Here is a 12,660-nt window from a genome sequence, read left to right on the forward strand (position 1 = left end):
CAAGAGGGATTCTTTTTTGTCTGGAGCGATGCGGTGAGACCGCTTTCAAGAAGCTATCCAGCGATAGAAATCGCCAGAACAATTACAGCCAGCATGTGGCAAGGAAAAGTGGGGAGAAATTAAGTCCCAAGCAACTCTTCACCACTGTATGTAAGAGAGTTCCCTCGGGAACTTGGTGCGGTCGAGAAGACTCGAACTTCCACGGGTGTTACCCCACAGCGACCTCAACGCTGCGCGTCTACCAATTCCGCCACGACCGCACTGTCCTGACTTGGTGACGCGCTCTCTACCGAAGCGGACGACGGATGTGAAGAGGAAAAACGCGCTTCTTTCCGGCTGCCGAACCTTCGCCCCTGCAATGGCCCCGGACCTTCCCAAACCCACCGCCAATCTGGCGCTTCGCGGCGAAGTCCATTATATCCACCTCGGGCCGGGACACGGCAGACGCGCACCGCCCCGCCCCTTTGCGGCGGCGCCCGGCACGGCACAGGACAGGGAGACGGGGCACCGCGCCCCGGACGCACGGATGGAATGGAAGATCAGCGACGGCCTGACCGACTACGATGAGGCGCTGGCCTTCATGGAGGCGCGCGCCGCCGCCATCGCAGAGGGCAAGGCAGAGGACTGCATCTGGCTCCTGGAGCATCCGCCGCTCTACACCGCCGGTACATCCGCCCGTCCGCAGGACCTGAAAGACCCCGACCGCTTTCCGGTCCACACCTCCAAACGCGGCGGGCAATATACCTATCACGGTCCCGGTCAGCGCGTCGTCTATGTCATGATGGACCTCAACCGGCGCGGCCGCGACGTGCGCTGCTTTGTGCAGGATCTGGAAAACTGGGTGATCGCCACCTTGGCCCAGTTCAACCTGACCGGCCATATCCGTGAGGGCCGCGTCGGCGTCTGGATTGAACGGCCCGACCGCCCGCGCCTGCCAAACGGCGCAGTGGCCGAGGACAAGATCGCCGCCATCGGCATCCGCCTGCGCAAATGGGTCAGCTTTCACGGCATCTCGATCAACGTCGAACCGGATCTCAGCCATTTCGACGGCATCGTGCCCTGCGGCATCACCGATTACGGCGTGACCTCACTGGTCGATCTCGGCCTGCCGGTGACGATGGACGATCTGGACGTGGCGCTGCGGGCGCAGTTCGATGAGGTCATGCTTTCGCCGGAACGGACCTGCGCCACCGGCACCTGAGGCCCCCCGGCCCGGAACAGCGATTCACAGCCTCTCGGCACCCCGAAACGACGTCGGGGGGCCAAGATGGCCCCCCGGGGGCCGATCAATTGCCCCGTCTTTGGTCTTAAATGCTCTGGTACTTTCAAATCGTCCCGTCCGGCGCGGCCCGTGAGGGGCGGACCGCGCCGTGTATTCAGAGTTTGCCGGAAAACACGTGCAGCAGGATGTCGTCGCGGGCGATGCCACGCGCGGCCAAGGCACTGTCCGACAGCGCCCGCAGTTCCTCGACCCGGGCCGTGCGCTGGCGATAGCGGCGGTCAAAGGGCGTGTCGAACAGGCGCGCCATACGCTGGCGCAGGGTGATGCGGCTGGAAACAAAGCTGTTGTCGAAAAAAGCCATTTTAAATTCCCCCTCCAGGTGCAGCAGATGCCCCAAACCTAGAAAAAAGCGCGGCCTCCGGACAGTCTGGTAAGCCCCACCTAGGGAATTCCCGACCTGATCGCTGGCCGCGCGCACAGGGCGGCATCCGCCGCACGATCCCACCTCCAATCCCCTTATTTTGATCGGGATCAAGGCCGGGTCCCGTCGCGTCGCGCAACCTGATTTCAGTGTTGGAGAGGAGGTTCAAAAATGAAAACGATCATGACAGCAATGGCCGCCGCCCTGCTGGCTTACCCGGCCTTTGCCGCTGATATCACATCCGGCGTCACCGCCGCAGATGTGCCGGAAAAGGAAAGGACAACGCTGGGTCTCTACCTGACCTCTCAGGAAGCCGCGGCGGCGCTTTCGGCCAATCCGGACATTGTCTTTGTCGACGTGCGCGATCCGGTCGAGGTGATGTTTGTCGGCCATCCCGATCCGGTCGATGCCGTGGTGCCCTTTCGCTTTGTGTCCTACACCTACAACGCCAAGCGCGGGGCCTACGGGATGGACCCGAATCCCGGCTTCGTCGATGAGGTGAACGCGGTGATGGAGCGACTTGGCCGCAGCCCGTCCGATCCGGTCTTTGTCAGTTGCCAGACCGGCGGTCGTACCGCGCGCGCGGTCGATGCGCTTGCCGCTGCGGGATACACACAGGTCTACGCCCTCTTCGAAGGGATCGAAGGCGACCTGAACGCTAAAACGGGCCGCAGGGACATCAATGGCTGGAAAAATGCGGGCTTGCCATGGTCGTACAAGCTGACGCCCGAGGTGGCCTGGCACCCGCCGAAATAACGCGCGGGGATCACGGCCTTACCCTATCAACCGTGCGGGCGCGGCCTTACCCGCGCCACACGGTTTCCAAAGGGGTCGGTATCAGTCCGCGCCGGAAAAGACGTGGAACAGGATATCCTCGCGGGCAATGCCACGCGCCGCCAATTCGCGGTCGGACAGTTTGCGCAGGGCTTCGATTTCACGGGTACGCTGGCGATAGCGGCGGTCGAACGGCGTGTCGAACAGGCGCGACAGGCGCTGGCCAAGGGTTGCCTTGGTGCTGGTAAAGCTGTTGTCGAAATAGGCCATCTTGGTATCCCCGTCTGGTGTCTCTTGCGGCTCTGGCAGCGAGCCGTTCGTTAGGAAAACGCTACTTGCGTGAATAGGTTCCGGTAAGTCAGGCATTCCGGACCACCGCCCGGCCCTCGCCCGGCCCATTCAGCGATATGGCAACCCGTATCCGGCGATACATGGGGAAAACACGGGCGGCGTGCTCACCTGCCTCACGCAGTGTTCAAGCCTCTGCGACAAAAAGGTTTGATCTGCGTCAAATCCTGCCATTGCCGCCCCTATGGTCACATTCTAAAACGTGAACTGAACATTGGGCGCGGGCGGATTCCCTCTCCGCGCTCTCTGCATAGGGATCAGCAGGAGGCAACCAATGGCAGACGCCGCCATTCACGGCCACGAGCATGAAGACAACCGGGGGTTCTTTACCCGCTGGTTCATGTCGACGAACCACAAGGACATCGGGATTCTCTACCTGATCGTCTCGGCTCTCGCAGGCTTCATCTCGGTGGCATTCACCGTCTACATGCGGCTCGAGCTCATGGAGCCGGGCGTGCAGTACATGTGCATGGAAGGCATGCGCATGTTCCCGACCGCGGTCGAGAACTGTACCCCCAACGGACACCTCTGGAACGTGCTCATCACCGGCCACGGCATCCTGATGATGTTCTTCGTGGTCATTCCGGCCCTGTTCGGCGGTTTTGGCAACTATTTCATGCCGTTGCAGATCGGCGCGCCGGACATGGCGTTCCCGCGGATGAACAACCTGTCGTTCTGGCTGTACGTCGCGGGCACCACTCTGGCGGTCTGCTCGGTCTTCTCTCCGGGCGGTAACGGTCAGCTTGGGTCCGGCGTGGGCTGGGTTCTGTACCCGCCGCTGTCGGTCAAAGAGGCCGGCATGTCGATGGATCTGGCGATCTTCGCGGTGCACGTTTCGGGTGCCTCGTCGATCCTTGGTGCGATCAACATGATCACCACCTTCCTGAACATGCGCACCCCGGGCATGACCCTGTTCAAGGTGCCGCTGTTCTCGTGGTCAATCTTTGTCACCTCGTGGCTGATCCTGCTGTCGCTGCCGGTTCTGGCAGGCGCCATCACCATGCTGCTGACGGACCGCAACTTCGGCACGACCTTCTTCGATCCGGCCGGTGGCGGTGACCCGATCCTCTACCAGCACATCCTGTGGTTCTTCGGTCACCCCGAAGTGTACATCGTGATCGTGCCCGGCTTTGGCATCATCAGCCACGTCATCGCGACCTTCTCGCGCAAGCCGATCTTCGGCTACCTGCCGATGGTCTGGGCGATCATCGCGATCGGCGCACTGGGCTTTGTCGTCTGGGCGCACCACATGTACACCGTGGGCATGTCGCTGTCGCAGCAGAGCTACTTCATGCTGGCAACGATGGTCATCGCGGTCCCCACAGGGGTCAAGGTGTTCAGCTGGCTGGCGACGATGTGGGGCGGCTCGATCGAGTTCAAGACACCGATGCTCTGGGCCTTCGGCTTCCTGTTCCTCTTCACCGTCGGCGGCGTGACCGGCGTGGTGCTGAGCCAGGCAGGCGTGGACCGTGCCTATCACGACACCTACTACGTGGTTGCGCACTTCCACTACGTGATGAGCCTTGGCGCCGTGTTCGCGATCTTCGCGGGGGTCTACTTCTACTTCCCCAAGATGTCCGGACGCATGTACTCGGAGTTCTGGGGCAAGATCCACTTCTGGACCATGTTCATCGGTGCGAACCTGACCTTCTTCCCGCAGCACTTCCTGGGCCGTCAGGGCATGCCGCGCCGTTACATCGACTATCCGGAGGCCTTCGCCACCTGGAACTACGTCTCGTCGATCGGCGCCATGATCTCCTTCGCTTCGTTCATCCTGTTCTTCGGCATCATCATCTACGCCGTGACACGCGGCACCCGCGTGACCGAGAACAACCCGTGGAACGAATACGCGGATACGCTGGAATGGACCCTGCCCTCGCCGCCGCCCGAACACACGTTCGAGCAGCTGCCGAAGCAGGAAGACTGGGACAAGGGCCACGCGCACTGATCCCGGCTCCACCGGAGACCAAAAAAAGGCCCCGCCATCTGCGGGGCCTTTTCACATAGGAGGGGGACCTCTCATGATCTTGTACTACGCCCTGCTATTTGCGCTCGCCATCATCCCATGTGCCCTGGCCGGCGCGCAACGCTGGCCACATGTGCTGGTGTTCTGGACCGTCGGGGTGTCGCTGGTGTTGGCCATTCTGGTGGTCATGGGCGCGCCGGTGGTCCCCCGCATGGCGGTCGCGTCCGGCCTGATTGCCCCGCAGGATCCCGAAATGCTGCAACCGGTCTTCATGCGCAACGCCATGCTGACGGTGATCGGTGCCGCGATCTACGTGGGGCTGGCACAGATGCAGGCCTTGCGGATGCCACATGCGCTGGCGCTCCTGATGCTCGGCACGCTTTACCTGTTCACGCAATACGACCTCCTCTTTCCCGGTGACACCACGATAATTGCCGACCTTCCGGTGGATGTTCAGCAAGCACTCGGCGACGATTTCGCCCAGCGCGTGGCCGAGCAGCACGCCCAGATGAAACAGGCGATCCGCATCACCAGTTTCCTTGGCATCGCAGGCTACCTCAGCCTTGCGGCCTACCAGATCTGGCTGCGCCTCACCCGCGGCCCCGCCAGAAACTGAACCGAAGGCCCTGCAACCCGCAGGGCGTTCAACCGGGCCGCCCCTGTCACTCGCGCCACTCGTAGATGTAGCGATAGCAGCCCACCTGCTGCGCTGTGGCCTTGATCTGGAACCGGGGCACGCCCTCGGCGCTTAGGCCGCCACCATATGCCTTGTCCGGCGCCACCATCAGGGCCTTGCCGCTGCTCAGGGTGGCCCCGTCCCATCGGATCTGGACCTGTCCGCTTTCCTCGCTCGGGATCACCGACACCCGCGCGGCCGTGCCATAGCCACAGACCGTGTCCGAGGTGTCGGTCTCGAAAAAGAGGCGCCCCTCCCCCCAGTCGCCGCCGAAACGCCCGCTGAGATCGGCGGAAATCTCATAGCTCTCGCCGGGGATCAGGTAGGGCGGTGGCACGGTCCAGCCGTAGCTGACGGAATAGGGCGGCCACGGATCACCACATCCGGGCTTGCTGTTGCTATAGCTGGCGCGGCCGTTCCCGATCTTGCCGGTCTCGATGTAACACTCATGCGTGTTCAGCGCGCGCAGCGTGCCGAAATGCGCCACCAGCTGCCAATGCCCGCCCGCCCCGGTAGGTGCGGTCGTGACCGGCGTCACCGGCGTGCAATCGGTGCTGCCCGGCGGGCAATCGGCAGGGGTCAGCGGCCCCTTGGGGCGGGTCAGCGCCGCACATTGCCCGCCAATGATCGGCGCGGTGTAATGTGTCAGCGCGGCCTTCTGCACCCGCGCCTTGGCCAGGTCCTGCAAGGCCATCTTCAGGTTTTCCTCGCGGGTCTTCCAGACCTCGGCGATGGTGGCCGCGCGCCGGGCATGGGCCGCCGCCTTGGCGTCGAAAAAGCCGTTCTCGATCTCGATCCGCTTCAGCACGCTGACCCGGTCCTGATCGTCGTAGTAACGGGCGTCTCCCAAAGCCTGCCGCAGCTTGTGGCGCGCCACCTCCCAATCGGACTGCGCGGTCTTCAGGTCCATCTCCAGCGCATTGTCCGCCCCGGCCAGCCGCGCCTGCGCCCACCGCTCGGTCGAAATGACCCATTCGCTGGCCCGTTCGATCTGGTGATCCAGCCGCCCCTTCGCATGCGCCAGTTGCTCCGCGTCCCACCCGGACCGCAGACTCAGGTCCACCGCCTTCTGCACCCACAGATCACGGTTCGCGCGCACCATGGCGTTGCTGGCCTCGACAAAGGCGTCGTAGGTCAGCAGCCCCTTGTTCGCCAGATCAACGCCCTGCCACAGCGTCTCGCCCCAGCCCCAGGCAAGCTGCTTCAGGACATTGCCCTCATCCGGTTGCAGCCAGACCGCGCCAAGGTTGCCCAGCAGGCCAGAGTCATAAAGCCGCCCGGCCATATCGGCGAGATCCGGCACCCGGTGGGCATCCAGAAACAGCGCCAGCCGCACCGCCTTGGTACAGTCATCGCCGCCCGCCCCCTCAACCAGCGACAGCGCCGTCTGGATATCGCGGTGCAGATAGGCATCCGTATCCGACACCAATGGCATCATGTGGCTGCCATCGCGATAGCCCATCAGGATCACCCGCAGGGCGTTCTTGTCCTGAAAGACGTCCGCTCCCGCCCCGGTTCCCGCCGCCAGAAACAGCGCCGTGACACAGGCCGCCCGCCGCCCTCCTGCGGTCAGGACCGCTTTCAGACCATCCATCTCCGTCATGGCTCCCCTCCCATTGGCTGGCATCAGTCTAACGCGCAGGCCCGGCCCGGCCTTGACCTGCCGCAAAGCGGCCCACACCACCTGCCAAGGGGGCCGCGTTGACCCGGCGCTATTCTGCTGTATATCCGCAAGGGTGATTGAATGGCCGGCGCAGGACCGGTGCTTTTCATAGGGATCAATGCCTTACCACTGGACCACGCTGCCGCGTCAGACCACGCAGGAAATCCGGCTCTGGCCGCACAACTCGCTCTCGGCCGAAGGCTTTGCGGCGATGATCCTCGGTTTTTTCCTGCTGGCCTCGATTCCGCTCTACAGCGTGATCGGGACGGCGGTGCTCTGGGGGCTCTTGCCCTTCATGCTGGCGGCCACGGCGGCGCTTTACTACGCCCTGCGGCGCAATCAGCGGGACCGGCAGATCCTCGAAGTGCTGACCGTCACGCCAGAGGTGACGCATCTGACCCGCACCAATCCCAAAGGTGACCGGCAGGACTGGGAAAGCAACACCTACTGGGTCAAGGTCTCGCTGCATGAAACGGGGGGGCCGGTGCCCTTTTATGTCACACTGAAGGGCAATGGCCGAGAGGTGGAAATCGGTGCCTTTCTCAGCGAAGATGAACGCAAGGCGCTTTACGGTGACCTGACGGACGCGGTGCGCCGCGCCGCCCAGCCCTGAGGAGACAGGCAGCATGGCCCAGGCGCCCGCAACCCCGAAATGGCACCGCGCCGCGATGCGACTGTCGGCTGCGCTCGGGCGCGACAACTGGCTGGAACGGCTGACCCCCGCCCCGTCAGAGGCCGCCGCCCTGCGCCTGCGCGACGCGCTTGGGTCCCGTGTGCCGCCGCTGCGCAAGCAGGTGGTCTTCCTCATCCCGCTGGTCGGCCCCGACAACGTGGGCGACTGGGAGGCGGTCGAGGCGCGGCTGGGCGCGACGCTGGACTGCTTTCTGGCGCAGGACGATCCGCATTGGCAGGCGGTGATCTGCTGCCAGACACGCCCCGCCCTGCCCGACGACCCGCGCATCACCTATCTGCCGTTCGAGGCCCCGGAACCGGGCAACGACAAATGGATGAAACTTGCCGCGCTGACCGAGCATCTGGACCGGATGGACCTGCCGCCCGCCTATGTCATGAGCTTCGACGCCGATGACCTGCTGCGGCAGGGCACCGTGCGCGAGATGCTGCGCCGGCAGGCGCCGGGCGGCTACCTCGTGCAATCGGGCTATGTCATGGACGATGCCACCGGGGTGATCGCGCTGGCGGATGCGCCCAGCCCGCGCCAACCCCTGCGCAAACCCTTCTGGAAGCTCTGCGGCTCTTGCGCGGCAGTGGCCCATGACCCGGACCTGCCGCAAAGCAGCGCCTTCCTGCAGGCCATGACCCAGCACGAACACCGCATGTTTCCCTACCTGGCCGCCCTCGCCGGGCGCCCTCTTTCACCGCTCTCGCAACCTTCGGTGCTCTATGTGCTGAACCATGGCGAGAATTTCGGCGCGCGCCGCGGGCGCGTCAGCTTCAAGACCCGCTTCGTCGAACGCTTCCGCATCGACGATCCCGCGATGCTGGCCGAAATCGCCGACGGCTTCCCGGCCCCGGACAGCGCCGAGGACGACCGGGCCGAAACCACCGCCTAGGCAGCCAGCGCGCCCCCTGCTTCCTTGGTCATGAAATTACCCTCGGGGGAGCCGCCGCAGGCGACGGGGGCAGCGCCCCCTCCAACCGATCCAACCCGGACAACGCTTGAGCAGATGTCCGGCGGCGCTCCCTGCGGCCCCTCAGGCCGACAGGCGGTCCTTCACGCGCGGACCAACCGCGCCGAAATCCATCTGGCCGGTGTACTTCGACTTCAGCACGCCCATCACCCGGCCCATGTCGCGGATCGAATCCGCGCCGACCTCGGCCAAGGCCGCGTCGATGGCAGCGGCCACTTCCTTGTCGCTCAGGGCGCGCGGCAGGAATTCCTCGATCACCCCGATCTCGGCCTCTTCGCGTTCGGCCAGATCCAGCCGCCCGCCCTCTTCATAGCTCTTGGCGCTCTCACGCCGTTGCTTGACCATCTTGCCAAGGATCGCCAGCACCTCGTTGTCGCCAACGCCGGTTTCGTTGCCCTCGGCGCGGGCGGCGATGTCGCGGTCCTTGATGGCGGCGTTGATCAGGCGCAAGGTGGTCAGGCGCTCCTGCGCCCGGTCCTTCATCGCCTGTTTCACCGCTGCGTTGACCTTTGCGCGCAGTTCCATGAGCTTTATCCCCTAAAGCTTGTGTCTGAACACGGGACCGTATCGCACACCGCCCTCTGTTGCAAGCGCAGCAATTTCTGCCAAGCCCATGATTTCCTTATGTTATTGTTTTTGCACGAACACTTGACCCGACCCGCGCCGCGCCTTAGGTTCCGGCCAATTTGCCGCCATCCGGAGATCTGCCATGCCTGCTGCCCACGCACGCCCGACCGCCTGCCTTGCCCTTGCCGATGGCACGCTCTTCTATGGTACCGGCTTCGGCGCCACCGGTCAGACCACGGCGGAACTCTGTTTCAACACCGCCATGACCGGCTATCAGGAGATCATGACCGATCCCTCCTACGCCGGTCAGATCGTCACCTTCACCTTCCCGCATATCGGCAACGTCGGCGTGAACCCCGACGATGATGAGACCGGCGATCCGGTCGCGGCGGGCATGGTGGTCAAATGGATGCCGACGCACAGCTCCAACTGGCGCGCGGCGCAGGAACTGGGCGACTGGCTGGCGGCCCGTGGCCGCATCGCCATCGGCGGCATCGACACCCGCCGCCTGACCCGCGCCATCCGGCAGCTGGGCGCGCCGCATGTGGCGCTGGCCCATGACCCCGATGGCAACTTCGACACCGACGCGCTGATCGCCGCCGCCCGCGCCTTTCCCGGCCTCGAAGGGCTGGACCTCGCGCTGGATGTCACCTGTCAGCAAAGCTACCGCTGGGATGAAATGCGTTGGGCCTGGCCCGAGGGCTACCAGCGCCAGACAGAGCCCAAGCACAAGGTCGTCGCCGTGGACTACGGCGCCAAGCGCAACATCCTGCGCTGCCTCGCCTCGGCAGGCTGCGACGTGACGGTTCTGCCCGCCACCGCCACATTTGATGAGGTCATGGCGCATAATCCCGATGGCATCTTTCTGTCCAACGGTCCCGGCGATCCGGCGGCCACCGGCGCCTATGCCGTGCCGATGATCCAGCGCCTGCTCAACGACACGCAGCTGCCGATCTTCGGCATCTGCCTCGGCCACCAGATGCTGGCGCTGGCGGTGGGCGCCAAGACGGTCAAGATGAACCACGGCCACCACGGCGCCAACCATCCGGTCAAGGACAACGACACCGGCAAGGTCGAGATCACCTCGATGAACCACGGTTTCGCGGTCGACAGCCAGACCCTGCCGCAGGGCGTGCTGGAAACCCATGTCTCGCTGTTCGACGGATCGAACTGCGGCATCCGCCTTGCGGATCGCCCGGTGTTCAGCGTGCAGCACCACCCAGAGGCCAGCCCGGGACCGCAGGACAGCTTTTACCTGTTCGAACGCTTTGCCGCCTCGATGGATGCCGCCTGAGGCGGAAATCGGGAAAAAAACCCGGCGTATTAACGGTTTGGAGGCACCCTGCGGGCACAATACCCGCAGGGCTTAACCCTTCATTTACCAAATCGGTGTCAACCTCTCGCTAACCAAGGTTCCGCGGGAGACCGAATGTCGGAGCATCGCCTCCATCTGGCCGAGGCGACCCTCGCCCAGGCCAAGGCCCGCAGGGGCCAACCCATCAGCCACATCCTGATGGAGGACGGCAGGGCCACGCCCTCCGCCGTCCTGCGCGCCATGGCAGAGGCAGAACGCCTTGGCCAGCCGCTGCCACGGGTCATCACCGCCGATGCCATCGCCTCGCGGCAGGACGTGCTGGAGGCGCAGGCACAACATTACGGCGCGCTGGTGCTCAACCGCGCCGACAGCCCGCCAGATCCTGCCCTGTCACAGGCCCTGCCCCCGGAGTTCTGCCTGCAACACGGGATCCTGCCGTGGATGCGGGTGGGCGACACGCTGCTGCTGGCCACCTCGCGGCCAGAGGATTTTGCGGCCCTCCTGCCCCTCCTGCCGCCGGACGTCGGCCCTGTGGTCATGGCGCTGGCGCTGGAGTCCGATATTCACGCCGAAATCTCGGCCCGCGCCGGGGCCGCGCTGGCCGAAGCGGCGGAAACATGGGTCCCGGATGAGAACAGCTGCCGGGACATGGGCACCATTACCCCCGCCCGGCGCATCATGGCGCTGGTCGCCGGGCTTGTCTTTGTCGGGCTGCTCATTCTTGCCCCACAAATGTTGTTCGCGGGCGCTCTGGCGCTGGCGCTTGGCTCGCTGATCCTGTCACAGGGGCTGAAACTGGTGGCTCTTGCCGCCCTGCCGCGCCGTCGCACGCCGCCGCCCGCGCAACTGCCCGCCGACCCGCCGCTGGTCTCGATCCTCGTGCCGCTGTTCCGCGAAGAGGATATCGCTCACACGCTGGTCGAACGGCTCTCGCGGCTCACCTACCCCAAGGCGCTGCTGGACGTGGTTCTGGTGCTGGAGGCAGAGGATGCGCTGACCCGCGCCACGCTGGCCCGCACCGATCTGCCGCCCTGGATGCGCACGGTCACCGTGCCGCCGGGGCGCGTCACCACCAAACCGCGCGCGTTGAATTACGCCCTGCGCTTCACCCGGGGCGCGATCGTGGGCATCTACGATGCCGAGGACGCCCCCGCCCCGGATCAGATCACCCGCATGGTCGAACATTTCGACCGCGCCCCGCCAGAGGTCGGCTGCCTGCAGGGGGTGCTGGACTATTACAATCCGCGCGCCAATTGGCTGTCGCGCTGTTTCACCATCGAATATGCCAGCTGGTTCCGGGTGCTGCTGCCCGGTCTTTCGCGTCTGGGCTTTGCGGTGCCGCTTGGCGGCACCACGGTGTTTTTCCGGCGCGGGGTGCTGGAAAAGGTCTGCGGCTGGGACGCCCACAACGTGACAGAGGATGCCGATCTGGGCATCCGCCTTGCGCGGCATGGCTTTCGCACCGAACTGGTGCCCACCGTCACCCGCGAAGAGGCCAACAACCGCTTCTGGCCTTGGATCAAGCAACGCTCCCGCTGGCTCAAGGGCTATGGCATCACATGGTGGGTGCATTCGCGCAGGCCGCTGCGGCTCTGGCGTGATCTGGGGCCACGGCGCTTTGTCGGCTTTCAGCTGCTGTTCCTGACCACGCTGGTGCAATTCATCTTCGCCCCGGTGCTCTGGTCCTTCTGGCTGATCCTCGCCGGTCTGCCGCATCCGCTGGACCCGGTGATGACGCCCGCCATGGTGCTGAAACTCACCGCCGTCTTCCTCAGCGCAGAGGCGATCTCCATCGTGGTCGGCCTCGCGGCGCTGGCGCGCTCTCCGCACCGGTTCCTGATGCCCTGGGTGCCGACGCTCTTTGCCTATTTCCCGCTGGGCACGGTGGCCATCTACAAGGCCCTGTGGGAGACCGTGCGCAACCCCTTCTACTGGGACAAGACACAGCACGGTCGCTCCGCCCCGGATGCCCCCGGCGCCGATGTCCCGCCCGAAAAATAGGCCCGGCTTTGGGGCCCATATCCTAACAGAACATGAACTTGCGCCTGTAAGTTATTGA

Annotated in this window: 12 protein-coding genes and 1 tRNA gene; 8 read left to right on the forward strand and 5 right to left on the reverse strand. The window is 64.6% G+C overall.

Going from position 1 to position 12,660, the window contains the following annotated elements:
• Positions 1 to 173: 173 nt before the first annotated feature.
• Positions 174 to 260: transfer RNA gene (locus ACTXGA_RS02240), tRNA-Leu, on the reverse strand.
• A gap of 98 nt (positions 261 to 358) precedes the next feature.
• On the opposite strand from ACTXGA_RS02240, the gene lipB reads away from it, so the two are divergent.
• The gene (lipB, locus tag ACTXGA_RS02245; RefSeq protein ID WP_443391581.1) at positions 359 to 1,201 is read left to right on the forward strand and encodes a lipoyl(octanoyl) transferase LipB; all 843 of its coding nucleotides are present in this window, start codon (positions 359 to 361) and stop codon (positions 1,199 to 1,201) included.
• Positions 1,202 to 1,376: 175 nt separating this feature from the next.
• Here the strand turns inward: lipB and ACTXGA_RS02250 are convergent, their stop codons facing one another.
• Positions 1,377 to 1,583, reverse strand: coding sequence for a hypothetical protein (locus ACTXGA_RS02250; protein WP_443391483.1), 207 nt, complete (start codon positions 1,581 to 1,583; stop codon positions 1,377 to 1,379).
• A gap of 231 nt (positions 1,584 to 1,814) precedes the next feature.
• Here ACTXGA_RS02250 and ACTXGA_RS02255 point away from each other — a divergent pair, with 231 nt between their 5' ends.
• Positions 1,815 to 2,399: a rhodanese-like domain-containing protein gene (locus ACTXGA_RS02255; protein ID WP_443391484.1), complete on the forward strand. Its 585-nt coding sequence runs from the start codon at positions 1,815 to 1,817 to the stop codon at positions 2,397 to 2,399.
• Positions 2,400 to 2,480: 81 nt separating this feature from the next.
• Here ACTXGA_RS02255 and ACTXGA_RS02260 read toward each other — a convergent pair whose 3' ends face one another.
• Entirely contained in the window at positions 2,481 to 2,687 is a 207-nt protein-coding gene (locus ACTXGA_RS02260; RefSeq protein WP_443391485.1) for a DUF1127 domain-containing protein, read from the reverse strand.
• 352 nt (positions 2,688 to 3,039) lie between these two features.
• Here ACTXGA_RS02260 and ctaD point away from each other — a divergent pair, with 352 nt between their 5' ends.
• The gene (ctaD, locus tag ACTXGA_RS02265) at positions 3,040 to 4,713 is read left to right on the forward strand and encodes a cytochrome c oxidase subunit I (protein ID WP_443391486.1); all 1,674 of its coding nucleotides are present in this window, start codon (positions 3,040 to 3,042) and stop codon (positions 4,711 to 4,713) included.
• Between the two features lie 73 nt (positions 4,714 to 4,786).
• Positions 4,787 to 5,347 carry a hypothetical protein gene (locus ACTXGA_RS02270; protein WP_443391487.1) on the forward strand — a complete coding sequence of 187 codons (561 nt, stop codon included), beginning with the start codon at positions 4,787 to 4,789 and terminating at the stop codon, positions 5,345 to 5,347.
• A gap of 46 nt (positions 5,348 to 5,393) precedes the next feature.
• On the opposite strand, the gene ACTXGA_RS02275 is transcribed toward ACTXGA_RS02270, so the two are convergent.
• Positions 5,394 to 7,010 (reverse strand): hypothetical protein, encoded by a 1,617-nt coding sequence (locus tag ACTXGA_RS02275; RefSeq protein ID WP_443391488.1) that lies wholly within the window; start codon positions 7,008 to 7,010, stop codon positions 5,394 to 5,396.
• 178 nt (positions 7,011 to 7,188) lie between these two features.
• Between ACTXGA_RS02275 and ACTXGA_RS02280 the strand changes: the two genes are divergently transcribed.
• Together ACTXGA_RS02280 and ACTXGA_RS02285 are read left to right on the forward strand one after the other, a co-directional pair.
• A complete protein-coding gene (locus tag ACTXGA_RS02280) occupies positions 7,189 to 7,683 on the forward strand; it encodes a DUF2244 domain-containing protein (RefSeq protein WP_443391489.1) in 495 nt (164 codons plus the stop codon).
• 13 nt (positions 7,684 to 7,696) lie between these two features.
• Complete coding sequence (locus ACTXGA_RS02285) at positions 7,697 to 8,641, forward strand: hypothetical protein (protein ID WP_443391490.1); 945 nt, start codon at positions 7,697 to 7,699, stop codon at positions 8,639 to 8,641.
• Between the two features lie 141 nt (positions 8,642 to 8,782).
• Here the strand turns inward: ACTXGA_RS02285 and ACTXGA_RS02290 are convergent, their stop codons facing one another.
• Positions 8,783 to 9,244, reverse strand: a complete 462-nt coding sequence (locus ACTXGA_RS02290) for a GatB/YqeY domain-containing protein (protein WP_443391491.1) — start codon at positions 9,242 to 9,244, stop codon at positions 8,783 to 8,785.
• 184 nt (positions 9,245 to 9,428) lie between these two features.
• On the opposite strand from ACTXGA_RS02290, the gene carA reads away from it, so the two are divergent.
• Both carA and ACTXGA_RS02300 read left to right on the forward strand, forming a co-directional pair.
• Positions 9,429 to 10,580, forward strand: coding sequence for a glutamine-hydrolyzing carbamoyl-phosphate synthase small subunit (gene carA / locus ACTXGA_RS02295; protein ID WP_443391492.1), 1,152 nt, complete (start codon positions 9,429 to 9,431; stop codon positions 10,578 to 10,580).
• Between the two features lie 135 nt (positions 10,581 to 10,715).
• Positions 10,716 to 12,602 (forward strand): glycosyltransferase family 2 protein, encoded by a 1,887-nt coding sequence (locus tag ACTXGA_RS02300; RefSeq protein ID WP_443391493.1) that lies wholly within the window; start codon positions 10,716 to 10,718, stop codon positions 12,600 to 12,602.
• Positions 12,603 to 12,660: the final 58 nt, after the last annotated feature.

The sequence above is a fragment of the Antarctobacter jejuensis genome (assembly GCF_052266595.1).
Taxonomy (GTDB): domain Bacteria; phylum Pseudomonadota; class Alphaproteobacteria; order Rhodobacterales; family Rhodobacteraceae; genus Antarctobacter; species Antarctobacter jejuensis.